The organism is Pseudomonas sp. IT-P74, assembly GCF_949768175.1.
Classification (GTDB): domain Bacteria; phylum Pseudomonadota; class Gammaproteobacteria; order Pseudomonadales; family Pseudomonadaceae; genus Aquipseudomonas.
In genome coordinates, this window is record NZ_CATKQD010000055.1 from 145,514 (window position 1) to 171,950 (window position 26,437).

Annotated in this window: 17 protein-coding genes; 10 read left to right on the forward strand and 7 right to left on the reverse strand. The window is 60.6% G+C overall.

Translation table 11 applies throughout. From position 1 onward, the window contains the following. Positions 1-96 precede the first annotated feature (96 nt). Positions 97-663: an NAD(P)H nitroreductase gene (locus tag ACM6J5_RS21050; protein ID WP_095945482.1), complete on the forward strand. Its 567-nt coding sequence runs from the start codon at positions 97-99 to the stop codon at positions 661-663. A 119-nt stretch (positions 664-782) separates the two neighbouring features. On the opposite strand, the gene ACM6J5_RS21055 is transcribed toward ACM6J5_RS21050, so the two are convergent. From ACM6J5_RS21055 to ACM6J5_RS21080, 6 genes are all read right to left on the reverse strand, one after another. Then, complete coding sequence (locus tag ACM6J5_RS21055) at positions 783-2,126, reverse strand: sensor histidine kinase (protein WP_095945481.1); 1,344 nt, start codon at positions 2,124-2,126, stop codon at positions 783-785. A 175-nt stretch (positions 2,127-2,301) separates the two neighbouring features. After that, positions 2,302-2,751 carry a Spy/CpxP family protein refolding chaperone gene (locus tag ACM6J5_RS21060; RefSeq protein ID WP_414929269.1) on the reverse strand — a complete coding sequence of 150 codons (450 nt, stop codon included), beginning with the start codon at positions 2,749-2,751 and terminating at the stop codon, positions 2,302-2,304. A 142-nt stretch (positions 2,752-2,893) separates the two neighbouring features. Further along, positions 2,894-3,571 carry a response regulator transcription factor gene (locus tag ACM6J5_RS21065; RefSeq protein WP_095945479.1) on the reverse strand — a complete coding sequence of 226 codons (678 nt, stop codon included), beginning with the start codon at positions 3,569-3,571 and terminating at the stop codon, positions 2,894-2,896. A 7-nt stretch (positions 3,572-3,578) separates the two neighbouring features. After that, positions 3,579-3,992 carry a translation initiation factor 2 gene (locus ACM6J5_RS21070; RefSeq protein ID WP_414929270.1) on the reverse strand — a complete coding sequence of 138 codons (414 nt, stop codon included), beginning with the start codon at positions 3,990-3,992 and terminating at the stop codon, positions 3,579-3,581. A gap of 123 nt (positions 3,993-4,115) precedes the next feature. Further along, positions 4,116-4,415 carry a YciI family protein gene (locus tag ACM6J5_RS21075; protein ID WP_057715934.1) on the reverse strand — a complete coding sequence of 100 codons (300 nt, stop codon included), beginning with the start codon at positions 4,413-4,415 and terminating at the stop codon, positions 4,116-4,118. Between the two features lies 1 nt (position 4,416). Then, a complete protein-coding gene (locus tag ACM6J5_RS21080; protein WP_095945476.1) occupies positions 4,417-5,013 on the reverse strand; it encodes a septation protein A in 597 nt (198 codons plus the stop codon). Positions 5,014-5,100: 87 nt separating this feature from the next. Between ACM6J5_RS21080 and ACM6J5_RS21085 the strand changes: the two genes are divergently transcribed. The 6 genes from ACM6J5_RS21085 to ACM6J5_RS21110 all read left to right on the forward strand — a co-directional run bounded on the left by ACM6J5_RS21085 (position 5,101) and on the right by ACM6J5_RS21110 (position 11,048). Continuing rightward, positions 5,101-5,964 (forward strand): PHP domain-containing protein, encoded by an 864-nt coding sequence (locus ACM6J5_RS21085; RefSeq protein WP_095945475.1) that lies wholly within the window; start codon positions 5,101-5,103, stop codon positions 5,962-5,964. A gap of 13 nt (positions 5,965-5,977) precedes the next feature. Continuing rightward, on the forward strand, positions 5,978-6,607 hold the full coding sequence (locus ACM6J5_RS21090; RefSeq protein WP_095945494.1) for an L-threonylcarbamoyladenylate synthase: 630 nt from the start codon (positions 5,978-5,980) through the stop codon (positions 6,605-6,607). Positions 6,608-6,667: 60 nt separating this feature from the next. Next, complete coding sequence (locus ACM6J5_RS21095) at positions 6,668-7,426, forward strand: segregation and condensation protein A (protein WP_172435389.1); 759 nt, start codon at positions 6,668-6,670, stop codon at positions 7,424-7,426. 11 nt (positions 7,427-7,437) lie between these two features. Beyond that, complete coding sequence (scpB, locus tag ACM6J5_RS21100) at positions 7,438-8,427, forward strand: SMC-Scp complex subunit ScpB (RefSeq protein WP_095945474.1); 990 nt, start codon at positions 7,438-7,440, stop codon at positions 8,425-8,427. A 292-nt stretch (positions 8,428-8,719) separates the two neighbouring features. Beyond that, positions 8,720-9,940, forward strand: a complete 1,221-nt coding sequence (gene rluB / locus ACM6J5_RS21105) for a 23S rRNA pseudouridine(2605) synthase RluB (protein WP_414929271.1) — start codon at positions 8,720-8,722, stop codon at positions 9,938-9,940. A 397-nt stretch (positions 9,941-10,337) separates the two neighbouring features. Continuing rightward, a complete protein-coding gene (locus ACM6J5_RS21110; RefSeq protein ID WP_414929272.1) occupies positions 10,338-11,048 on the forward strand; it encodes a response regulator in 711 nt (236 codons plus the stop codon). Positions 11,049-11,093: 45 nt separating this feature from the next. Here ACM6J5_RS21110 and ACM6J5_RS21115 read toward each other — a convergent pair whose 3' ends face one another. Further along, complete coding sequence (locus ACM6J5_RS21115; protein ID WP_414929273.1) at positions 11,094-12,590, reverse strand: sensor histidine kinase; 1,497 nt, start codon at positions 12,588-12,590, stop codon at positions 11,094-11,096. 72 nt (positions 12,591-12,662) lie between these two features. On the opposite strand from ACM6J5_RS21115, the gene ACM6J5_RS21120 reads away from it, so the two are divergent. From ACM6J5_RS21120 to ACM6J5_RS21130, 3 genes are all read left to right on the forward strand, one after another. Beyond that, a complete protein-coding gene (locus tag ACM6J5_RS21120; protein ID WP_414929274.1) occupies positions 12,663-13,007 on the forward strand; it encodes a hypothetical protein in 345 nt (114 codons plus the stop codon). Positions 13,008-13,305: 298 nt separating this feature from the next. Beyond that, positions 13,306-24,042 (forward strand): peroxidase family protein, encoded by a 10,737-nt coding sequence (locus ACM6J5_RS21125; RefSeq protein WP_414929275.1) that lies wholly within the window; start codon positions 13,306-13,308, stop codon positions 24,040-24,042. A gap of 762 nt (positions 24,043-24,804) precedes the next feature. Next, on the forward strand, positions 24,805-26,217 hold the full coding sequence (locus ACM6J5_RS21130) for an amino acid permease (RefSeq protein ID WP_414929276.1): 1,413 nt from the start codon (positions 24,805-24,807) through the stop codon (positions 26,215-26,217). Positions 26,218-26,437 lie beyond the last annotated feature (220 nt).

Sequence of the window (26,437 nt, forward strand, 5' to 3'; positions counted from 1 at the left end):
AGGGCGCCATTCTACCTGCGGGGCAGGGCATGTAAACCGGCACTGTCGCGGCAGTTACCGCTAGAATAGCCGCACAAATTTTTCAGGAGGTGGCCGATGCAGGCTCTCGACGCTTTGCTCAACCGTGTTTCCGTTCCACGACTGATTGACCCTGCACCCACTGCCGAGCAGCGCGAGGTGCTGTTTGGCGCTGCCATGCGCGCTCCGGATCACGGTCACTTGCAGCCTTGGCGTTTCCTGACGGTGGAAGGCGCGGCGCGTGAGCAGATGGGCGAATTGCTGGCCGAAGCGGCGAAGTTGCAAGACAGCGAAGTCGGCGAAGCGGCCCTCGACAAGGCGCGCAATGGTCCGTTGCGGGCCCCCTTGGTGGTGGTCGTGATTGCTCGCGTGCAGGATCACGCCAAATATCCGAAGTCCGAGCAGTTGCTGGCGGCGGGTTGTGCGGCACACGGGATATTGCTCGCGGCCTATGCCCAGGGCATTGGTGCGGTGTGGCGTACCGGTGACCTGGCTTACTCGGCCCATGTGGCCAAGGGCTTGGGTTTGGCTGAGGGGGAAGAGGTGATTGCCTTCCTGTATCTGGGCACGCCGCAGAAAGAGCCGCGAGTGGCCGAGAAAGTCGATCTCGCAGAATTCGTCAGCGCCTGGCCGGGTAGACCGTAAACCCTGTAGGAGCGAGCTTGCTCGCGAAGGCGTCGGTCCATCCAGTATTGAGTTGGCTGGCACACCGCTTTCGCGAGCAGGCTCGCTCCTACAGTAGATCCGGGTGGTTCTGAGCCGGCTCAGGGCTGTACGACAGCCCCCGGCACCAACGGCAACTCCAGGCTGGCAATGAACCCGCCTTCCGGGTGATTGGCCAGCACCAGGCTGCCGCCATGTCGCTCCGCCGCGCGGCGGGCGATGGCCAGGCCCAGGCCGTGTCCGGCTGCTGTCTGCCCCGGTGCCCGATAGAACGGCTCACCGAGCTGGTTCAAATATTCGGCACTGACCCCAGGCCCGTGATCGCGCACGGTCACGACGATCCGCTCACCCTGACGCAGCGCCTGCATTTCGATCGGCAGGCCACCCACCGGATTGAAACGCTGGGCGTTGCGCAGCAAATTGTCCACGGCCCGTTCAATCATGGTCGGCCAGCCCTTCAGATTCAGCTGCGACTCGGCTTCGAGGTGGACCAGTTGCTCGGGTGAACCGAGTTGCGCATCCTTTTGCAGGCTATTGAGCAAGGCGTTCAGGTCCACCTCTTCGGCACTGGCGTTATCGGAGTCGACCCGCGCCAATACCAGGATTTCGCTGATCAGTGCTTCCAGTCGGTCGCACTCGCGGGTCAGGCGCGGCCACAGCTGTTCCCGTTCCGGCGGGGTGGCCCGTTCGGCCAGTGCCAGCGCGATACGCAGGCGGGCGAGGGGCGAACGCAGTTCGTGGGACACATCCCGCAGCAGTTGTCGCTGACTGCCAATCAGGCTTTGCAGGCGCGCGCCCATGCGGTTGAAGTCGTTGGCCAGGACGCCGAACTCATCGCGACGGTTGGCCAGTTTGACCAGGCTGTTCTGTTGATAGGTGGTTTGTCCAAGGTCATGCACCGCTCCGCGCAGACGGCTGAGCGGGCGAGTGATGGAATAGGTCACCAGCAGGCTGAACAGTGTCAGCACCACCAGGGCGATTCCCAGGGCACTGAGCGGCCAAAGCAGGCTCTCGCGGTGCCAGGCGTTCAGTTCCGGATGCGGGATGCGGTAGATGAACAGGTAGGTGTCACCGGTTTTTTCGCTGGTGAACTCATCGGTCAGACGCCGCCATGGCAGGCGCCGGTCATCCTTGTTCTGGCGCGCCTCAAAGGCCGCCGCACGTTTGGGGAAGGTGCCGCGCACCACCGGATCGCCGCTTTCGTTAAGCACCTGAACGTCGATGTGATACTGGCGTTTGCGTTGCTGGAGAATGTCCTGGGCGGCGTCTTCGCCCTGGCTTTCGTAGGTTTGCGTCCACTCTTCGGCCAGTGTGTTGAGGCCCGGGTGGCGGCTGAGAATCCAGGCGTCCTGGTTGAGCATGTGCCCGAGCAGGATGGAAAGCCCTGCAACCAGAGCGATGGCCAGCCAGAAGCTGGCCAGGATACGCCAGAACAATGAACGCACGGAAAATCCTCAAACGATCACAAATCCATGTGGGAGCGAGCCTGCTCGCGATAGTGTCGGCACATTCAACATCGATGTGACTGACAGAACGCCATCGCGAGCAGGCTCGCTCCCACAGTGAGTAGTGTGGTGCCAGACCCAGCGGTGAAAAACCGTTGGGTCCGGGGTCAGCGCATTATTGCGCCTTTTGCGGTTGTTGCGCTTTCCAGGCCTTGAACTCCGCCCACTCGGCGCGACGTTCAGCCTGTTTTTTCTGGATCTCGTCGAATTTCTTCTGTTGATCCGGTTTCAGCACTGCGCGCACGTCAGCTTCGGCTTTCTTGTGGTTGGCCGCCATCTCGTCTTTCATGGCTTTCTGGTCGGCTGGCGAGAGCTTCTCCAGGTACTTGTCGACCAGTTGCTTACGCTCGTGCATCTGCTCGCCCATGATCTTGCGGATCTGCTCGCGCTGTTCGCGACTCAGGTCCAGTTCAGTGTACGGGCCTTTGCCGTGCATGCCGTGCATCTGACCGCCGTGGCGCGATCCGTCCATCGACCCATCCATGGGGCCCGCGCCTTCAGGCATGGCCATGGCAACGGTCGGCAGGGCGGCAGCGAACATCAGAGCGATAAGAGTCTTGCGCATGGTGTATCTCCTTGTCTCGTTCCCGGTACGTTCCGGATGAGTGAAGATTACGCAGATCAAGGTCAGCGGTGGTCAGCGGAGGGTAAAGCTTTGGTAAACATGATTTTCGGCTGACCTGACAAAGCGGCAGCTCCTACGGGGTTCAGAGGCTGTAGTAATAGCCGCGGCTGCGCAGGGCAACGATGCGCGGTCGGCCATCGGGGTGTGGACCGATCTTCTTGCGCAGGTTGCTGACGTGCATGTCCAGGCTGCGGTCGTACAGGGTCAGCTTGCGGCCGAGGGCGATCTGCGCCAGCTCCTGTTTGTCCAGGGGCTGGCCGGGTTGCTTGAGCAAGGCTTCGAGCAGGCGGCTTTCGGAGACGGTGAGGGTGAATTCCTGTTCATCGATGCTGACCACGCCGCGCACCGGGCTGAAACACAGGTCGCCCAGTTCGATCTGGCTGGACACCGCCGCCGGGTGGCTGCGACGCAGGACTGCGCGCAGGCGGGCTGTCAGTTCCCGTGGGTCGCAGGGTTTGGCCAGGTAATCGTCGGCGCCGAGTTCCAGGCCGAGGATGCGGTCGAGGGGTTCGCCCCGGGCCGAGAGCATCAGCACCGGCAAATCCGGGTGGTCACTGCGCAATTGCTTGAGCAGTTCCAGGCCGCTGCCGTCGGGCAACATCACATCCAGCACCACGGCCGCCGGGGCGGTTTCGGCCAGCGCGCGGCGTGCGCTCTGGCCGTCGTGACAGGCACGTACCTGAAACCCTTCCTGGCTCAGCCAACTGCTCAGGAGCTCACACAGCTCCTGGTCATCATCAATAAGTAACAGCTCGCTCATGACTCACTCAATTTAGCCATTGTCGACGTTTTCGACTTGCTCCACTGGCGAAGATACCGCAGAGCAGAGCCAATAGCGCTACCCCGGCGCCAATGATGAACCATTGTTGCTGGTCGGTCAGCAGGCGCGGCAGGGGACTGCTGGCCTGGGCTTCCTTGAGTTGCAGCTTCAATCGCTGGTTCTCCTGGCGCAACCGGGCCAGTAGCGGGCTTTCGCGTTCGCCATCGGCCGTTTGCAATTGCTTGTTCAGTTCTTCCCGTTGCCGTTCGCTTTCTTTCAAGCGTTGCTGCAGCTCGGTGATCTGGCCGCCGGCGCTCAAGGAGAGCGGCGTCGAGTTGCCACCCTCGGCGGATTCTTCACCGTGGGCGGGCGCCCCGATCGACAACGTGACCAACATCAGGCACAACGGACCCTTGCGCATGGCGACTCCTGGTTCCAATACGAGTATTGGTGAAGTTGTCGGCTGGCAAACGAGAATAATGAGCGATTGAGAGCGCGATGAACCGATATGGTTCACCGCGTGGGGGCAAATGCGAGTAGAAAGTTACGGCAGGACTTGCTTGAACGGCTTGACCAGAACGTTGGCGTAGACGCCCGCGGCGATGTACGGATCGGCGTCGGCCCAGGCCTGGGCGGCGCTCAGGGAGTCGAATTCGGCGACGATCAGACTGCCGGTGAAACCCGCCGCGCCCGGATCATTGCTGTCGATTGCCGGATGCGGGCCGGCCAATACGATGCGACCTTCGCCCTTGAGCACTTGCAGGCGCTCCAGGTGTGCAGGCCGGGCGGCCAGGCGGGCTTCCAGGGAGTTGGCGACGTCTGTGGCAATGATTGCGTAAAGCATGTCAGTCCTCGGTTTTTGGCGTTGTGGTGTCGGCATCGTGCAGATGGCGGGACAGGTAGATGCCCTGGCCGACCAGGAACAGCAAAGTCATGCCCAGGCTGCCGAAGACCTTGAAGTCGACCCAGTAGCTCTGGAAGGTGAACGCGACAAACAGGTTGGCGGCACCGCAAAACAGGAAGAAGGCGATCCAGGCGATGTTCAGGCGTGTCCAGACCGGCTCCGGCAGGGTCAGCGCGTGGCCCATGATGCGTTTGATCAGCAGGCTGTCACCGACGAAGTGGCTGCCGATGAACGCCAGGGCGAACAGCCAGTTGACCACCGGGGCTTTCCATTTCAGGAACGTTTCGCTGTGGAACGCCAGCGTCAGGCTGCCGAACACCAGGCAGGCGATCAGGGTCAGCCACTGGCTCTTCTCCAGCTTGCGCTGCTTGACGAACAGTGTGCCGTAGACCACCAGGGAGCTGACGATCAGCATCGCGGTGGCGCTGTAAATACCGCCTACAGTGATCTGATGACCGGCGATGTCGACGACCCGTGGGTCGATTTTGAAGACGATGAAAAACAGCAGGAGCGGGATGAAATCGATGAATTGTTTCACAGTGGCAGCCAGAAGCAGGATGTGGCGGCATAATAACAAACATATGGGCGCGCGATAGCGCCAGCTGATTTGAGGTTACAAAGCCCTGTGAATGTTGATTTGCACTGCCATAGCACGGCCTCCGATGGCGCCCTGGCGCCTGCGGTTCTGGTGGCGCGGGCGTTCGAGAAAGGCGTGCGAGTCCTGGCCTTGACCGATCACGACACCCTCGAAGGCCTCGACGAGGCCCGGCACGCGGCTACCGCGCTGGGGATGCAACTGGTCAACGGCGTCGAATTGTCCTGCACCTGGGGCGGCGCAACCATTCATGTCCTGGGCTACGGTTTTGACGTGAACGCCGCGCCGTTGGTCGAGGCCATCGCCAGATTGCATGATGGCCGCTGGCTACGCTCCGAGGAAATCAGCCGCAAACTGGCGCTCAAAGGCATGCCGGGGGCGCTGGAGGGCGCCCGGGAGATCCAGCAGGAACTGGGCGACAGCGCAAACGCACCGGCCCGCCCGCATTTCGCCGACTGGATGGTGCGAGAAGGTTTCGTCAAGGACCGCGCCGAGGCGTTCCGCAAATGGCTGGGCGCCGGCAAGCTGGGCGACGTCAAGCAACACTGGCCAACCCTGGAGGAAACCGTCGAAACCCTGCGCGCGGCCAAGGCCTGGGTCAGCCTGGCACACCCATGGCACTATGAATTCACCCGCAGCAAGCGTCGTCGTCTGATTGCCGACTATATTCAAGCAGGGGGCCACGCCATCGAAGTGGTCAATGGTTACCAGCCTGCCGAGCAAGTGGGCAGCCTGGCCATTCTGGCCCGTGAGTTTGGTCTGCTGGTCAGTGCCGGCAGTGATTTTCATGGCCCAGGAGGCTGGTCGGAAATCGGTGAATACCGGCCACTCCCGGAGGATCTGCCACCGCTATGGTGTCGATTCAAACATGACCCAGTTATTGCCGCCGTCTGAACAGGTAGAGAATGTGAGTCAATTTTTCCAGATTCATCCGGAAAACCCGCAAGCGCGCCTGATCAAACAGGCAGTCGAAATCATCCGCAAGGGCGGGGTGGTGATTTATCCCACGGACTCTTCCTACGCCATAGGTTGCCAGATCGGCGACAAGGTGGCCGTGGAACGCGTTCGGCGCCTGCGACAGCTCGATGAAAAGCACAATTTCGCGCTGATCTGCAGCGACCTGTCGCAACTAGGCCTGTTCGCCAAGATCGACACCGGCACGTTCCGCATTCTCAAGGCTCATCTGCCGGGGCCGTATACCTTCATCCTCAACGCCACCCGCGAAGTGCCGCGGCTGTTGTTGCACCCGAAGAAACGCACCATCGGCCTGCGCGTGCCGAGCCACCCCATTGCCCTGGCGTTGCTGGCTGAACTGGGGGAGCCTTTGATGAGCGTGACCCTGATCATGCCAGGCGATGAAGATCCGTTGAGCGACCCGTACGAAATGCGCCAGTTGCTCGAACACCAGGTCGATCTGATCATCGACGGCGGTTTCGGCGGGATCAAGGCATCCACCGTGATCAGCCTCGCCGACGGCGAGCCGGAAGTCATTCGCGTCGGTTGCGGCGACCCTGCGCCGTTCATGGTCGAGGCCTAGATGTCCGCAGTAGAACCCGTCGACAGTCAGGCCGGAGCCCAGCAGGAACTGCCCTTCGCCATGGTCTATGGCCAGGCGGTCATGGAAATGCCCCTGGACCTGTACATCCCGCCGGATGCCCTCGAGGTCTTTCTCGAGGCGTTCGAAGGCCCGCTCGACCTGCTGCTGTACCTGATCCGCAAACAGAACATCAACATCCTCGACATCCCGGTGGCGGAAATCACTCGCCAGTACATGGGCTACGTCGAGTTGATGCAGTCGGTACGCCTGGAGCTGGCCGCCGAGTACCTGGTAATGGCCGCGATGCTGGCCGAGATCAAGTCGCGGATGCTGCTGCCACGGGCCGAAACCGTCGAAGACGAAGAGGAAGACCCGCGCGCCGAACTGATCCGCCGCTTGCAGGAATACGAGCGCTTCAAGGCTGCCGCCGAAGGCATCGACGGCCTGAGTCGCGTTGGCCGTGATGTGGTGGTGCCCAAGCTTGACGCTCCGGAAGCCCGGGCGCGCAAGCTGCTGCCAGACGTGCGCTTGTCAGAGCTACTGTTGTCCATGGCCGAGGTCTTGCGCCGTGGCGACATGTTCGAAAGCCATCAGGTCAGCCGCGAGGCACTGTCGACCCGCGAGCGCATGAGCGATGTGCTGGAACGCCTCAAAGGCGGCGGTTTCGTGCCGTTTGTCGAGCTGTTCACCGCTGAAGAAGGGCGCCTTGGGGTGGTGGTGACCTTCATGGCGATCCTTGAATTGGTCAAGGAGTCGCTGGTCGAGCTGGTGCAGAATGAGCCATTTGCCGCGATCCACGTGCGAGCCCGAGCCGAATAACGAGTCGAAACATGAACCTGACTGAACCCCGCGATCTGGCACCCCTGCTTGAAGCCTTTCTGTTGGCCTCGGGAAAACCGCAATCTTTGGAAAGCCTGTTTGAACTCTTCGAGGAAGGCGAGCGGCCGGAACCGCAGGTCTTCAAGAAGGCCCTGACGATTCTCGCCAAGTCGTGCGATGGCCGCGCGTTTGAACTCAAGGAAGTGGCCTCGGGGTATCGCCTGCAGATTCGCGAGAAGTTTGCGCCGTGGGTCGGACGTCTGTGGGAAGAGCGCCCGCAGCGTTACTCCCGGGCCATGCTGGAAACCATGGCCCTGATCGCCTATCGCCAGCCGATCACCCGTGGCGAAATCGAAGACGTACGGGGCGTGGCGGTCAACAGCAACATCGTCAAGACCTTGATGGAGCGCGAGTGGATCCGCATCGTCGGCTACCGCGACGTGCCCGGCAAACCGGCAATGTTCGCCACCACCAAGGCGTTCCTCGATCACTTCAACCTGAAGAACCTCGATGACCTGCCGCCGCTGGCGGAACTGCGCGAGCTGGAACCGGATCCGGTGCTCGATTTCGACGACGCCCCCGTACCCGCCGGGCTGCAAGAGCTGGCCGACGCCAGCGCCGAGCCGGAAGAGCCGAAAGAAGAGACCAGTTTCCACACGCTGTTGCTGGAACTGGACAGCATGGAAGAGGGGATCAAGACCGATTTCGACGATTTGCTGCGTGATGGTGCGGCACCTGAGTTCGATCCGGAACAGTCGGTTATCGAACCAGAAATCGAAGCGGCACAGCCCGAGCCTGAGCCGGACGGCGAGCCAGAACCCGAAATCGAGCCGGAGCAGGACGACGACATCCTCGGCGTTGCCGAAGCCCGGGAAAAACTCCTGGCCGCCGTTGCCGCCCTCGAACAGCCGAAACCCGAGCCGGAACTGTCGGACGAAGAGGCCGAAGCCCGGGCCCTTGCCGAAGCCATCGAAGCAGAACGCCGCCAATTCGAAGACTGATACGATTCTCATGAACAATGGAGATTCACTGTGGGAGCGAGCCTGCTCGCGATGGCGGCAGGTCAGTCACTTCGATGTTGGATGTGCCACCGTCATCGCGAGCAGGCTCGCTCCCACAAGGTTTGTGTCCATAAGCAAGCTGTGTGTCACCGGCCAGCGGAAAAACAAATAACCTTGCCTTGATCAGCTAGTCTCTGATGCGCAAACGCCCTCATGCGCGTATGATTCGCGACCCTTCGGCGATCCCTTCGCCCAAGTACCCAGTTTTCAGACCACACCGGGAGGTGCCCAGATGAGTATCAAAGACCAGCAAGACGACCAGCCAATCGGCCCAGCAGGCGAAAAACTGCAGAAAGTCCTCGCCCGAATCGGCGTCGGCTCGCGCCGTGACGTGGAAGCCTGGATCAGCCACGGCCGCATCAAGGTCAACGGCAAAGACGCCACCCTTGGTCAGCGCGTCGACATGCACGACGCCATCACCATCGATGGCAAGGTGATCAAGCGCGAAGAGGCCGCCGAGTCGGTGCGCCGCGTGATCATGTACAACAAGCCGGACGGTGAGATCTGCACCCGTGTCGACCCTGAAGGTCGCCCAACGGTGTTCGACAAGATGCCGCGCCCTAAAGAGGGTCGCTGGATCAACATCGGTCGCCTGGACATCAACACCACCGGTCTGCTGATGTTCACCACCGACGGTGAGCTGGCCAACCGCCTGATGCACCCTTCTTACGAAATGGACCGTGAATACGCGGTGCGTGTGCGTGGCGAAGTCGATGACGAGATGATCGAGCGTCTGAAGGCTGGCGTGGTCCTTGAAGATGGCCCGGCGAAGTTCACCGACATCAAGCAGGCGCCAGGCGGTGAAGGTTTCAACCACTGGTACCACTGCGTGGTGATGGAAGGCCGTAACCGCGAAGTTCGTCGCTTGTGGGAATCCCAGGGCCTGGTGGTCAGCCGTCTGAAGCGCGTGCGTTTCGGCCCGGTGTTCCTCAACTCCGACCTGCCGATGGGCCGCTGGCGCGAAATGAGCCAGTACGAAGTCGACATCCTGAGTGCCGAGGTCGGTTTGACGCCGGTCGCGATGCCGCAGATGAACGCCAAGAGCAAGGACAAGCTTGACCGGATGCAGCGCAAGTCGTCGCGTCCGATGGCCAAGACCGAGCGTGTGCGTACCCTGCGTCCAGCCACTGGTGCAGCTTCGGCACCTGCCGCGCCGCGTGCCAACCGCGAGCCACAGATCGAAGGCGAGCGTCCAGGGCGCAAGCCAGCTGCCCGTCAGGACGGCGAGCGCGGTCCGCGCACGCCACGTCCGGCCAATGGCCGTACCGAGCGTGGCGAAGGTCGTGGTACGCCGGTAGCCGATCGCCCGGCCGACACCAACCGTCCGGCCAAGCCGGCGCCGAAGCGTCCGGGGATCAAACTGGTCGATGGTGACAAGCCATCGGGCAAGCGCCGTGGCGCACCGGCCGGTTCCGGCCAGCGTCCGGGCTTTGGTCGTCGCAAGCCGGAGTGAGGCAGCGGTAAGCTACGAGCTGCAAGTAAAAACGCCAACCATCAGGGGTTGGCGTTTTTTTTTGAGCAGATCCTACCAAGAGCGGTCGGTGAAACAGGGCCGCTACTGTCTCCATAAATGGGGCATTACACCCACCCAACCGGGCGATTAGCACCTGATTTGAGGAATACTCCCCCCTCATCCTTTCTCTCGCTTGAAACATTCAGAAACAGCTTGTTAATTAATTTGAGCTTTTTCTTCGCCCTTTGTTAATGGCCCATTAGTTGCACCACCCCCCTGGTACCCACAACAGCTGTCGCACCGGACATCATGGAAACGGCTGGGCTTACCGATTCGACATGACGCGAGGGGCGCGACACTACCATGCAGCTCCATCGCCTCTTATGAGGAGCTTCTTATGAGTTCCATGATCAAGATTGGCATCGTTGATGATCACCCGCTGTTAAGGGATGGGGTCACAATGGCGCTGAAGAAAATAGCTGACTTTCAGGTGGTCGAGCAGGGCGGGTCTGCCGATGATGCCCTGGAAATTGCCGCTCGTTTTGCTCCGGATGTTTTGCTGATGGATGTAAATATGCCGGGCGATAGCTTTGCTGCCGTGCGAGCGATCTCAGCTTCTTCGCCGACAGTTAAAGTTTTGATGTTGACGGTATCTGAGTCCATCGAGGACGCCTATTCCGCCCTCGAAGCGGGCGCGCAGGGGTATGCGTTGAAAGGCATAAGCGGTCGGGAGCTTGTACAAGCCATCAGAAATGTTGCCGGTGGTGAAACCTTCATTACACCCAAGCTTGCCAGCAAAATGTTAAGCGGTTTCAGAACTCACGCGGGTGATAAGCAAAAGGTCAAGCTGACCCATCGCGAAGAACAAGTTATCCGGGAGGTATCGAAGGGCCTGACTAACCGCGAGGTTGCTATCAAGCTTGAACTTAGCGAGAAAACAATCAAGCACTACATGACGAATGTCATGTACAAGCTACGCGTTCGTAACCGGACGCAGGCAGTCGCAGCAGTGAGACGGCATTGGGAGAGTGACCATATACCTGATTTATGCGGTGCTCTTCAACGCCGCGATTTGAATCACAACGGTAAGCCGGCTAACGGGCTATAGGCGCTTCCGGTTACTTGGGTGCAACGATCATTTTGGAGCGGGTGATCAGATTTTGAACTGCGCCCTGGCTTTGGTTCCGGCATGGGGTGCCGATTCAATGATGAATATTCCGCCGAGGGATTCGACGCGATAGCGCATGCCGACAAGGCCCAGATGAGTTCTGCCTCGACCTGGCACATTCGTTTTTTCGGTTGAAATACCCACTCCCGTATCCTCGACTTGCACTTCCAGTAGCCCTTCGGAGTGAGAGGCACTGAGTTTTTGGCCTTTTCCTCCGGCGTGAATATAGGCATTGTTCAATGCTTCCTGGGCGAAGCGGTAAATACAAATTTTATGCGCTATCGGTACGTCGTCTGGAAGCGTATCAAGCGCCAGTTCGACTCGCGTCTCGGTTCGCTCTTCGTGCCGCTCGGCAAGCAATACCAGCGCATCGTGCAGGGTCAGATCATTGATTTCCGGAAGTGCCAGGCCGAGTGATATTTCCCGCACTTCGTTTAAAGCATCCTCGCCAGCACGTCTGATCATTTCGAGGACTTCCCCACCTGAGGCGCCTTGCACATCCTCGAGTTCTTCAAGGCGAAGGAGAATAAGTGACAATAGTTGAGCAGGACCATCATGAAGATCTGCTCCGATCCGACGAAGAGTAAGTTCATTGATTTTTGAAAATTCGCGATTGGCTGTAGTGACTTTGTGCTGAAGGAAGGCATTATTTGAATGCAACCTGGCTTGCTCATGCATTCGCCATTTAAGTGCTGTCTCATGCTGCTTTATGATCTTGTCGTCACGCCGAACGATAAAAAATAACAACAAAAGCATGGCCACCGTTGCTGCACCAACTATCGCCCATACTTTCTGGCGAACGTTATTGATTTCGCGCTGTAGCGCTTGCGCAGTTTCGTAGAACTCACCAACCGCAACAATCTTTCCAGTACCCGCTTCGCGCAGTGGAGCAAAAATTTCATAGAACGGAATATTCAGGCTTCGCTCAAACGCATCGTCAGCATCACCCTCAAGATCATTGTCCAGTTCTGTATAGATCTTGCCTGTCAGCGCCTGTGAGATCTCCTCTGTCGGAAATTTTTTTTGGACCGCGGATTTGTCGGTGCTGTAGATAATCGTGCCGTCTGGAAGCCAGATCTTCACCGAGACGACATGTGTACTGAGCGAGGTACTGGACAGCAGGTGATCAATGGTCTGAATAGTTCCATCGGGGAGTTCTTTGGCAGTGGTTAATCCTTGGATGAACGGTTCGAGAAAATTCTGCATATAACGCGCGCCCGTCTCTGCCGCCGTTTGAACTGTTGCATCTTCGATACTCTGGCTTACGAGGTTTCCAACGAGCGTCATGGTCAAACCCAGAATGATGGTGGCGCAGATGACGAACTGTGTTGAGCGACTTAAATGGCGCAGTTTCGCAAGGGGGATCTGTCTCCCGGGCACTGCGTCACTGGACGTTTGGCCTGCGTCTGATTCGACCAAGGTCTGATCTGATTCTTTGACCAAGGTCTCAGAATTTGACTGGGCTTTCGTCTCTGTACACATCCGGGTAGCACCTCAATACTCATTTTCAATGGAGTGTAAAGCTAGCGTTTGAGATTGAGGGCGGGAGGGGTGATGAATAGTTTAAAAAGATTCGCGATCAATCTGGGTATTCGCTATTTCCGGCAAAAACAGCCAAGAGTTATTACCAATAGTAATGATTTCCTGACTCCGTCACCAAGCGTATGGAACCCGTCTCCAATACAGACTAGTCAATTCGTAGTCGATGCCAGTTTGCTCATGGATAAAAGGCTTGTTGACGAAGCCGCATGGACGCAGAACCGTGCCATCACCCCTCAGGAACTACCGGACTATGACGATCTTCGCAAGCATATTCCGGCCAATGACTCTGATCGCTGGATGTGTGGCATCTGTGACAAGCCGCCTATGCCTGAGAGAGCAATATGGACAGATGCATAGTGCCCCGATACGTGACGGGGCCTTTAGTAAGTTACGCCTTCTATTCAACCTGCGTTCATGAGCCGTCGCCTCCTTGAGGCGCAATACCAGCCAGTAGTTACGGTTGTCATGGGGAATTGATCCTCAGTTGAGCACTGCTGATCGCACGCGATTCAGTAGGGGCTCGGTGCGGCCGTGATACCAGGTCCCGTCGTTCAAATTTCGATTTTTATTTATGGGGTTCAGCACTAAACCACGCGTTTGCAGCGGTGTTTTATGCGTGTGGTTTCCTGATTAGTCAAGCATCGAGGAAACAGACATGGCCAGCTTCATCAAGTCCGATCTTGAGTTCATTCTCGAACAGATTTTCATCGCTGAACGGCATGCGTCAGGCGCGAGTCTGACTGACTTGCTGCAAAACGTAGAAGTGCCCTTCGGCCTGCGCACCGTCTCCGGCATCTACAACAACCTGGCCAATCCCCAGTTCGGTGCCGCCGACAATTTCTTTCCGCGCATGACGACGCCGGCGTTCAATACCGCGCAGGTCCAGCCGGTCGGCTTCTTCGGCCCCACCGATCCTGGCGGAACCACGCCGACCTCCTATCTGCAGACCAGCGGTGCCGTCTTCGACTCGCAACCGCGCACCATCAGCAACCTGATCGTGGACCAGACCGCTAACAATCCGGCGGCGGTGGCGGCCGCAGCGGCTAATCCTGATTCACAGGTCGTCACCAGCCCCGGTCTGGATGGCCTGTTTGGCACCGCCGACGACATTTCCGTCTTCCAGATCCCTAATATCACGCCGGACGCGGGCCTGACCGTGCCCTTCAACGCCTGGATGACTTTCTTCGGCCAGTTCTTCGACCATGGCCTCGACCTGGTCACCAAGGGCGGCTCGGGCACGGTGTTCATTCCGCTGCAGCCCGACGATCCACTGTTCGTGCCTGGTGGTCCGACCAACTTCATGGTGTTGACGCGGGCCACCAATTTGCCCGGCCCCGATGGCATTCTCGGCACGGCCGACGACATCCACGAACAGCAAAATACCACCTCGCCGTTTGTCGACCAGAACCAGACCTACAGCTCGCATCCTTCGCACCAGGTATTCCTGCGCGCCTATGAGCTCAACGCCGCCGGCGACCCGGTCGCCACCGGCAAGCTGATCACCAATCGTGAGCTGGGTGTCGATGGTGTGTTCGGCACCGCCGACGATACCGAAATCGGTGGCATGGCCACCTGGAAAGTGGTCAAGGCCCAGGCCCATGATCTGCTCGGGATCAACCTGACCGATGCGGATGTGTTCGATCTGCCGCTGCTGGCGACCGATGCCTACGGCAACTTCATCAAGGGGCCCAACGGCCTTCCGCAAGTCGTGATGAAAGGCGCGGATGGCATTGCCGGCACCGCCGATGACGTACTCGTGGAGGGTAATCGGGCCGCGCCAATCAGCCTGACAAACGCCGTGCGCACCGGTCACCAGTTCCTTATCGACATCGCCCACAGCGCCGATCCGACCGGCGGCTTGACGCCTGATGCGGACACCGTCATTGGTGGCCCACAAGCGGCCGGCACCTACGACAACGAGTTGTTGGATGCGCACTACATCGCCGGCGATGGCCGCGTCAACGAGAACATCGGCCTGACCACCGTCCACTCTGTCTTCCACCACGAGCACAATCGGCTGGTTGATGAGACAAAGGCGACGGTGCTGGCCTCCGCCGACCTCGACTTCCTGAACAAATGGTTGATGCCCGACGCCCAATTGGCGGCGTTGCCGGTGACGGCGGCCGACATCGCGGCCCTGCACTGGAACGGCGAGCGGTTGTTCCAGGCGGCCAAGTTCGGCACTGAGATGCAGTACCAGCACCTGGTGTTCGAGGAGTTCGCGCGCACCATCCAGCCGCAAGTGGACGTCTTCCTGGCACCCATGGGCAATGACACTACGATCGACTCGGCGATCGTCGCCGAGTTCGCGCACACGGTCTTTCGCTTCGGTCACTCGATGCTGGTGGAGACGGTCGATCGATTCGATGCCAATTTCAACGTCGTCGGCGACGGCAATCCGACTGCCCCGGGCAATCAACAGACCGGCCTGATCGCGGCCTTCCTCAACCCGCTGGCATTTGCTGCGAGCGGCCCCACCCCTGAGCAGGCGACAGGCGCCATCGTACGCGGCCTGACCCGCCAGGTCGGCAACGAGATCGATGAGTTTGTGACCGACGCGGTGCGCAACAACCTGGTCGGCCTGCCGCTGGACCTGGCCGCCCTCAACCTGGCGCGCGGCCGCGACACCGGCATCCCGTCGCTGAATGCGGCGCGGCGCGAGTTCTACCACATGACCGGCGACAGCCAGTTGACCCCCTATACGAGCTGGGCCGATTTCGTGCAGCACATGAAACACCCGGAATCGCTGATCAATTTCATCGCCGCCTACGGCACGCATTCAACCATCACTGGCGCTACGACGCTGGCAGGCAAGCGCGCCGCGGCTGCGGATCTGGTGCTCGGTAGCGCCACGGCGCCGGCTGATCGCCTGGACTTCCTGCACAGTACCGGCGTCTGGGCCAGCACCGCCGGTGCGGACGGTATTCTGAACACCGCAGACGACGTGACCACCACCGGCCTGGACTCCGTCGACTTCTGGATCGGCGGCCTGGCCGAGGAGAAAATGCCCTTTGGCGGCCTGCTGGGTTCGACCTTCAACTTCGTCTTCGAAACCCAGATGGAAAACCTGCAGAATGGCGACCGCTTCTACTATCTGGCCCGCACCGCGGGGCTCAACTTCGGCACTGAACTGGAGAACAATTCGTTCGCCAATCTGGTGATGCTCAACAGCGACGCGACACACCTGCCGGCTAACATATTCCAGACACCGGCCTTCATCCTGGAGACCGACCCGACGCGCCAGTTCAACCAGAGTGTGGTGGCCGGCCCGGACGGTATCGTCGGCACACTCGACGATCTGCCCGCCAGCGCCGACCCCTTTGGCCCGTCGGCGCACCCGATTGGCTCACCACGGATTGACCATTTCACGCCGCTGGTGATCCGCGACAACCCCGCCACAGTGGGTCTGGATACCAACTACCTGCACTACACCGGCGGCGATACGGTCGTGCTTGGCGGCACGCCCGGCGACGACATCCTCATTGCCGGCGACTCGGACGACGACACCGTCTATGGCGACGCCGGCAACGACCGGATCGACGGTGGCTACGGCAATGACAACCTCTTCGGCGGCGCGGGCGATGACATCATCACCGACATCGGCGGCGATGACGTCATTCACGGCGAGGACGGCAACGACGTCATCCAGGCCGGTAACTCGACCCTGGCCGGCAACAATCTGGTCCTCGCCGGTGCGGGCAAAGACTTCGTCATCACTACCGAAGACATCTCGATGATCTTCGGCGGCACGGGCGACGACTTCATCCTCGGCTCCACAGTCAACCTGTCGCCGCAGGGCGGCGAAGGCGATGACTGGATCGAAGGGGGCACCCAGGACGGTGCGGTCGGCGACAACAATAGCCCCACGTTGTCCGACGATGTGCCCGGCAACGACATCTTCATCGGAAAAGGCGGATTCGATGAAATGATCGGCGAGGGCGGCGACGAAGTTTTCGTCGCCAGCGACGCACAGGACAAGATGGATGGCATGTCCGGGTTCGACTGGACCACCTACAAGAATGACAAGTTCGGCGTGACCGTCGACATGGTCACTCCGTTCTTCAGTCCGTATCACCCGGTGCCCGATGCCGCGGGCAATATCGTGGGCGCGGTGGCGCAATCGGCCGATTCGATCTATGACCGGTTCGCGGAAGTGGAGGGTCTGTCGGGGTCGGCCTTCGCCGACTTCCTGCGCGGCGATGAACAAAACGCAGCCATCATCGCCAACATCACGGCCAGGGGCAGCATCCTCACCAACTTCGATCTCGTCAGCGGCCTGCGGGCCTTCGTCGGTGCCGCTGCTGCTGGCCCCGACGGCATCGTGGGTACCGCAGACGATCAGTTCGGCGCGGGCAACATCATCCTCGGCGGCGATGGCAGCGACATCATCGAAGGCCGTGGCGGCAGCGACCTCATCGACGGCGACAGTTGGCTCAACGTGCGTATCAGCGTGCGGCAGAACATCGATGGCACCGGACCGGAGATCGCCAGCTTCGACGGCATGGAGCCCCTGATCCCGCTCATGCTGAACGGCACCTTCAATCCCGGCCAGCTTGTCGCCGTGCGTGAAATTCTGCCCGGTACATCCGTAGGCGGGGCTGCATTCGATACCGTCAACTTCATGGGCCCTCTGGCGAACTACACGATCGCCGTCAACGGCATCGTCGTCGATCCCGCCGTTCCCCTCGATATCGCCGCCACCGACATCGTCACCGTGACCGACAATGTCGGCAAGGAAGAAACCGACCGTCTCACCCATATCGAGCGGCTGCAGTTCTCCGATCAGGCAGTGGTCCTCGTGCAGGGGGGCAACGCCGAGCCTGTGGGTGCACTGACGGTCAATAACACCGCACCAACCGTTGGCCAGACGCTGACCGCGTCGGCGGCAGGCATCACCGATGCCGACAACGCGGGCGGGGGGATCAACAATTCCATCAGTTACATATGGCAGGTCGAATTGGCACCGGGCTCGGGCGTCTTCGAGGACATCATCCTCGGGCCAGGCCGCATCGGTCTCGGATTTACAAGAGCGGACACGCCCACTCTCACGGTGACGGCGGATCTTGCCGGCCTGGCAGTGCGGGTCAAAGGCTTCTATGCGGACGATAATGGCGTGACCGAACAGGTGTTCTCGGCACCGACCACGGCCGTAGTGGCCGGCGTGCCGGCCCCCGCAGCGGCGCCTTCGCTGATCGATCCGCAGACTACGGCCCCCAGCAACGGTGTGCGTTACACGCAATCGGACCTGGCGTTCATCCTTGACCAGATCAAGATCGCGGAACACAACGCGGCGGGTGAGAACATGGTTTCTCTGCTGCCGAACATACGGGTGCCGTACGGTTTGCGCACGGTCGAAGGCACGGAGAACAACCTGCTCCATCCTGAGTTCGGTGCCGCCGATACGGTATTCCCTCGCCTGACCACGCCGGACTTCCGCACGGCCGAAGCCGGCACGAGCTACACCCAGACCAGCGGCCTGGTGAACGACTCGCAGCCGCGCACCATCAGCAACCTGATCGTCGACCAGACCGCCAGCAACCCGGCAGCGGTCGCGACTACCTTCGATCCGGGTCTGGATGGCATCCTTGGCACGGCTGACGATATCTTGAAAGTCGGCTCACAGGTGATTACCGGAACCCGCACCGACGGTACGACGTTCCAGACCTTCTTCAACTCGAACGTGAGCCCCGACGCTGGCCTGACCGCGCCCTTCAACCAATGGATGACCTTCTTCGGGCAGTTCTTCGACCATGGCCTGGACCTCGTCACCAAGGGCGGCTCGGGCACGGTGTTCATACCGCTGCAGCCCGATGACCCGCTGTTCGTGCCCGGTAGCCCGACCAACTTCATGGTGTTGACGCGGGCCACTAATCTGCCCGGTCCCGACGGCATCCTGGGCACGGCCGACGACATCCACGAGAACACCAACACCACCTCGCCGTTTGTCGACCAGAACCAGACCTACAGCTCGCATCCTTCGCACCAGGTGTTCCTGCGTGCCTATGAGCTCAACGCAGCGGGCGACCCGGTGGCCACCGGCAAGTTGATCGAAAATCGTGATCTGGGCGCCGATGGCGTGTTTGGCACGGCCGACGACGTCGGGATCGGCGGCATGGCCACCTGGAAGGTGGTCAAGGCGCAAGCTCATGACCTGCTCGGCATCGACCTCACCGATGCCGATTTCAACAACGTGCCTTTGCTGGCGACCGACGCCTACGGCAATTTCATCAAGGGTCCGAACGGTTTTCCTCAGGTGGTGATGGTGGGCCCGGACGGCATTGCCGGCACGGCCGACGATGTGCTCGTTGAAGGCAATCCGGCGGCGCCCATCAGCCTGGTCGATGCCGTACGCACCGGCCATGCCTTCCTCAACGACATCGCGCACACCGCCGTTCCGATCGACGACGTGACCGGCGCAGCACTCCTGCCCGATGTGGACACTGTTGTTGGCGGTACGCCTGCGCCGGGCTTCTACGACAACGAACTGCTGGACGCGCACTACATTGCCGGCGACGGCCGGGTCAACGAGAACATCGGTCTGACCACCGTCCATTCCATCTTTCACCATGAGCACAACCGCCTGGTCGATCACACCATGGCGGTGGTCCTGGCGACAGCGGCAAGCGGCGACGTGTCGTTCCTGAACGAGTGGCTGCTGACGCCCGTCACTGCCGTTCCCGCCGACACCTCGACCCTCGACTGGAACGGCGAGCGCCTGTTTCAGACGGCGAAGTTCGGCACCGAGATGCAGTACCAACACCTGGTGTTCGAGGAGTTCGCGCGCACTATCCAGCCGATGGTCGATCCGTTCTTCGCACCGGGCCAGGTGTACGACACCGCGATCGATCCGACTATCGTTGCCGAGTTCGCGCACACCGTCTATCGCTTCGGGCACTCGATGCTGTTGGAGCAGGTCGACCGGCTGGATCCGAACTTCGCCTCGAGCGATATCGGGCTGATTCAGGCCTTCCTCAACCCGCTCGAGTTCGCGGGCAGCGGCCCCACTCCGGAACAGGCGGCCGGTGCCATCGTGCGCGGCGTGACCCGTCAGGTGGGCAACGAGATTGACGAGTTCGTCACCGAAGCCCTGCGCAACAACCTGCTGGGCCTGCCGCTCGATCTGCCCGCCATCAACCTGGCGCGCGGCCGCGATACCGGCATTCCGTCCCTGAACGCGGCGCGGCGGGAGTTCTATCTGCCTACTGGCGACGCAGAGCTCAAGCCTTACACCAGTTGGGCCGATTTCGTGCAGCACATAAAGCATCCCGAATCGCTGATCAACTTCATCGCCGCCTACGGCACGCACGCGACCATCACCGGCGCCATCACGCTGGCGGACAAGCGCGCCGCGGCTGCGGACCTGGTGTTAGGCAGCGCGACTGCACCGGCCGACCGTGTCGACTTCCTCAACAGCACGGGAGCATGGGCCAGCACCGCCGGTGCGGACGGTATTTTGAACACCGCGGACGACGTGACCATCACTGGCCTGGACAACGTCGACTTCTGGGTTGGCGGGCTGGCCGAGGAGAAAATGCCCTTTGGCGGCATGCTCGGCTCGACTTTCAACTTCGTCTTCGAGAACCAGATGGAGAAACTCCAGAACGGAGACCGCTTCTACTATCTGGAACGCACCGCCTCGATGGACTTTGGCGCCGAACTTGAGAACAACACGTTCGCCAATCTGGTGATGGCCAATACCGACGCAACACACCTCTCGGCCAGGGTTTTCCTGACGCCGGCCTACATCCTGGAAACTGACCAGACCCGTCAGTACAACCCGAGTGTGGTCGCCGGGCCCGACGGCATCGTCGGCACGATCGATGATCTGCCAGTCACCGCCGATCCCTTCGGCCCGTCGAATCATCCGATTGGCTCACCACGCAGTGACTTCCTCACACCGCTGGTGATCCGCGACAACCCCGGCACCGTGGGCCCGGATACCAACTACCTGCACTACACCGGTGCCGATACGGTCGTGCTCGGCGGCACGCCCGGCAACGATATCCTCATTGCCGGCGACTCGGACGACGACACGGTCTATGGCGATGCCGGCAACGACCGGATCGATGGCGGCTACGGCAACGACCAACTCCTTGGCGGTACCGGTGACGACATCATCACTGACATCGGCGGTGACGACGTCATCCATGGCGAGGACGGCAACGACGTCATCCAGGGTGGCAACGGCCTGAACCTGATCCTCGGCCAGGCCGGCCAGGACTTCATCATCACCGGCGAGGACGCGGCCGACAGCAGTGGCGGGCTGGGCAACGACTTCATCCTCGGCAGCAAGGCGAACGAGTTTGCGCGCGGCGGTGAAGGCGACGACTGGATCCAGGGCGGATCCGCCGATGGCGTTGCCGGCGACAACTTCGACCCATTCGGCAACGAACCGATCATTGGCAACGATGTCTTCATGGGCGATGGCGGACCGGACAACTTCGACGGGGAAGGCGGTGATGACATCATGGTCGGCAGCCCCAGTGAGGCGGACCGTTTCATCGGGTTCTCCGGTTACGACTGGGCGACCTACAAGGATGATCCGGTCGGCGTGACCATTGGCCTCAACTCCAGCCTGCGTTTCTTCGATCAGCCGGCGGTGCCCGGTTCCACCGCGTCGATCCTTGCCCGTCTGGACCTGGTGGAAGGGCTGTCGGGATCGGCACACGCCGATTTCCTCAGCGGCGATGATTCCACCGCGGTAACGCTCGCTATTGCTGGTTCCACGGGTAGTGTGCTCACCAACCTTGACCTCATCAGTGGTCTGCGGGCGTTCGTTGGTGCCGCTGCTGCTGGCGCTGACGGCATCGTGGGTACCGCAGACGATAAGTTCGACGGGGGCAACATTATCCTGGGTGGTGCCGGCAGCGACGTCATCGAAGGCCGTGCCGGCGATGACCTCATCGATGGTGACAAGTGGCTCAACGTGCGCATCAGCGTGCGGCAGAACATCGATGGCACCGGGCCGGAAATCGCCACCTTCGACAACATGACACCGCTGGTCCCGTTCATGTTGAACGCCACCTATAACCCCGGCCAGCTCCAGATCGTCCGCGAAATCCTGACGGCGCCCGGTCCCGACTTCGACACGGCGCTGTACTCCGGCAATTTTGCGGATTACACCGTGGTCGAAAACGTCAACGGCACCGTTACGGTCACCGACAGTGTCGCTGGCAGGGACGGGATCGACACCCTCAGCAATATCGAGCGGTTGCAGTTCACCGATCAGGCGATCGTGCTGGGCGGTTTGAACGCGGCGCCAGTCGGTTCGCTGAGGATCGACGATCCTACGCCGGCTGTCGGACAGACGCTGACGGTATCGGCGGCAGGCATCACTGATGCCGACAATACTGCGACCGGCGGCGCGATCACCAGCCCCATCAGTTTCTTCTGGCAGTTCGAAGCGCGCCCGGGCTCGGGCGTCTTCGAAGACATCACCTTCTTTGCCGCCGGCGAGACCGCGCGCGCAGAGGGCACGACCGTCACGGTGGGCTCGGAACTCAGGGTCCCACCACCGGCGACCCTCATTGGTGCCGTGCCGGCCATACCGGAACTCGTGGTGGCTGCCGGGCTGGCGCTGCGCGTCAGGGCGGTCTACAAGGACGCCAATGGGGTGCTGGAGGAGGTGTTCTCGGCGCCGACCGCACCGATCACGCCGGCCGGTACCGGCACTGTCAATGTCCTGCCGGTCGGAACGGTGCTGATCAGCGATACGACCCCGACGGAGGGCTCGGCCTTGACCGCCACGGATGCGTTCACCGACGCCAACGGGACCACGACCTCGGTGATTGCCCATCAGTGGCAGGTGGGGAGCGGTGCGATCTTTACCGACATCGCCGGCGAGACGGGCACGACTATCACGCCCAGCCAGGTGCAGGTCGGTCAGCAACTGCGTGTCGTCGCGAGTTATACCGATGACCTCGGCACACTTGAGCGAGTCACCTCTGGCGCAACGACAGTGGTCGGAGATCTGTTTGTCGGTACCGCCGGTGTCGACACATGGATCGGCACGGCAGGCGCGGACGTGGCCAGCGGAGGTGATGGCAACGACATCATGAATGGCCGGGGTGGCAACGACATCATCAATGGTGACGCGGGCAATGACATCCTCATCGGCGGTAACGGTAACGACACGATGGCCGGCGGTTTCGGCAACGATGTCTACGAAGTCACCTCCATTGGAGACGTGGTGACCGAGCTCGCCGGTGGCGGCAGCGACACGATCTGGACCTCGCTCGCGACCTACACCCTGGGTGCCAACGTCGAGAATCTGTATTTCGGCGGTAGCGGCAATTTCAGGGCCACCGGTAACGCGCTCGCCAACACACTCGTGGGCGGTGCGGGCAATGACATCCTCATCGGTGGTAACGGTGACGATGCGATGGCCGGCGGTATCGGCAACGATATCTACGAAGTCACTTCCGCTGGGGACGTGGTGACCGAGCTTGCCGGTGGCGGCAACGATACGGTCTGGACCTCGCTCGCGACCTACACCCTGGGTGCCAACGTCGAAAATCTGTATTTCGGCGCAAGTGGCAATTTCAGGGGCACCGGTAACGTGCTCGCCAACACGATTGTGGGTGGTGCGGGTAACGACATTCTCATCGGCGGTAACGGTAACGACACGATGGCCGGCGGTATTGGCAACGATGTCTACGAGGTTACCTCCGTTGGGGACGTAGTGACCGAGCTCGCCGGTGCCGGTAGCGACACGATCTGGACCTCGCTCGCGACCTACACCCTGGGTGCCAACGTCGAGAATCTGTATTTCGGCAGTAGCGGCAATTTCAGGGCCACCGGTAACGCGCTCGACAACACACTCGTGGGCGGTGCGGGTAACGACACTCTCATCGGTGGTAACGGCAACGACACGATGGCCGGCGGTATCGGCAACGATATCTACGAAGTCACCTCTGCTGGGGACGTGGTGACCGAGCTCGCCGGTGGCGGTAACGATACCGTCTGGACCTCGCTCTTGACCTACACCCTGGGTGCCAACGTCGAGAATCTGTTCTTCGGCAGCAGCGGCAACTTTGCGGGAACGGGTAACGCGCTCAACAACACGATCGTGGGGGGGGCGGGTAACGACGTGCTCACCGGTGGTGGTGGTAACGACCTGTTGAGTAGCGGTATCGGCGGCAACGATACCTTCGTGTTTGCTGCCGCGGGTTTCGGCACCGATGCGATCTTTAACTTCGGAGCCAATCCGGCCGCAGGGCAGGACTTGCTCGATGTCTCGGGGCTGGGGATCACCAGTGCGACGTTCGCGGCCAACGTGAGCATAACGGTCGACGGGGCCGATACGCTGGTCGGGATCGGGGCGGACACCATTCGCCTTGTGGGTGTCGCCAGTGCTGCCGTTGATCAGACGGACTTCCATCTGGCGGGATAGGGAGACCTTCTCGAAAAAGTTGAACTGAAAGTAATTGGGTGTGTGGCGGTTGCCACACACCCATTTTTGTACGCCAGGAAGGTCAGCCGCCACACCGGAGGGGCCGGGGGTTGGAAAGCCAGAATTACGCACTGTAAAGAAAACATGACGAAATCAACGGATTAACCCCGTGAAATCGCCATTCCCCGAATACTGTAAGAAAACGCTTACGCATCAGCGTCTTCCTTCCTCCTTCCAGCGCTCTATCCCGCTTGTTTCACCGCTCCATGCAGGGTGTTATGCGCGCCATGCCTGTCGTGCAGGTGCATAACAAAAAGGAGGCGCAATGAACGCCGTATTCCATCTCCATCTCTCTGCGAGGGGCGGTTTTCCTGCCTTTCCCGTCGATGATCCGCAAGGGTCTGACCCATTTTTTGCAGCCGCCCGAGCTTCTCGGGGCGGACACAGGCAATCCCGGCCATAGACACGCTTGTCCAGCGGGTCTGGCAGCAGGGGGTTACGGGTGTACAATGCGCCGCGTTTTACCTGTGACCTCCTGCGCATCTGCGCAAACCTCAAGGCTATCCGCCTTGTTCACTCCGTCGCGTCACGAGCGTGTCGGGTTCGATTTCGTCACAGATAAAAACAAACAGGTGACGCATGACCGTTGTAAATACGCTGAACTCCTGGTGCCTGCGCTGGGGTTTGATCGGTGCCGCTTAACGCCTTTCTTGAGCAGCAACGTCTACTGAACATCATCAAACCTTGCGTGAGACCCTTTTCATGAGTGGACAAAACCCGCAATCAGGCGAGCTGAAACGCGGCCTGAAAAATCGCCATATTCAACTGATCGCCCTCGGTGGCGCGATCGGTACCGGCTTGTTCCTCGGCTCGGCCGGGGTACTGAAATCCGCCGGCCCGTCGATGATCCTCGGCTACGCCATCTGCGGCTTCATCGCTTTCATGATCATGCGCCAACTGGGCGAAATGATCGTCGAAGATCCGGTGGCCGGCTCCTTCAGCCACTTCGCCCACAAGTACTGGGGCGGCTTTGCCGGCTTCCTGTCGGGCTGGAACTGCTGGATCCTGTACATTCTGGTGGGCATGTCCGAGCTGACCGCGGTCGGCAAATACATCCACTACTGGGCGCCGGACATCCCGACCTGGGTCTCCGCAGCGGCCTTCTTCGTGCTGATCAATGCGATCAACCTGGCCAACGTCAAAGTCTTTGGCGAGGCCGAGTTCTGGTTCGCGATCATCAAGGTCGTGGCGATCGTCGGCATGATCGCCCTGGGCAGCTACCTGCTGGTCAGTGGCAATGGCGGCCCGCAAGCAGCGGTCAGCAACCTGTGGTCCCACGGCGGCTTCTTCCCGAACGGCGTCAGCGGTCTGGTGATGGCCATGGCTTTCATCATGTTTTCCTTCGGTGGCCTGGAAATGCTCGGTTTCACCGCAGCCGAGGCTGACAAGCCGAAAACCGTGATCCCGAAAGCCATCAACCAGGTGATCTACCGGATCCTGATTTTCTACATCGGTGCCCTGGTCATCCTGCTGTCGTTGACGCCGTGGGACAGCCTGCTGACCACCCTGAACGCCTCCGGTGATTCCTACAGCGGCAGCCCGTTCGTGCAAGTGTTCTCGATGCTGGGCAGCAACACCGCCGCGCACATCCTCAACTTCGTGGTCCTGACCGCGGCGCTATCGGTGTACAACAGCGGCACCTACTGCAACAGCCGCATGCTGCTGGGCATGGCCGAGCAGGGCGACGCGCCGAAGGGCCTGGCGAAAATCGACAAGCGTGGCGTGCCGGTGCGTTCGATCCTGGCCTCGGCCGCCGTGACCCTGATCGCGGTACTGCTGAACTACCTGATCCCGCAAAACGCGCTGGAACTGCTGATGTCGCTGGTGGTGGCCACCCTGGTGATCAACTGGGCGATGATCAGCTACTCGCACTTCAAGTTCCGCCAGCACATGAACAAGACCAAACAGACGCCACTGTTCAAGGCACTGTGGTACCCGTACGGCAACTACATCTGCCTGGCGTTCGTGGTGTTTGTTCTTGGTGTGATGCTGTTGATTCCGGGGATTCAGACTTCGGTGTATGCGATTCCGGTGTGGCTCGTGTTCATGTGGGTCTGCTACGGCATCAAGAACAAGCGCAGTGCTCAGCGTGCCTTGCAGGTCGCAGTGGAGTAACTCCGCCCTGAAACAACAAACCCGGCCCAGTGCCGGGTTTGTTGTTTCTGCACTTCACACACACATCCCCTGTAGGAGTGAGCCTGCTCGCGATGGTGGTGGGTCAGCAAAGGTTATGCTGACTGATACGGCCTCATCGCAAGCAGGCTCGCTCCTACAGGGGCCGCATTCCTCCAATCGTTTCGCGGTATCCTGCACGCTCTGAATACGGACGCTTTTC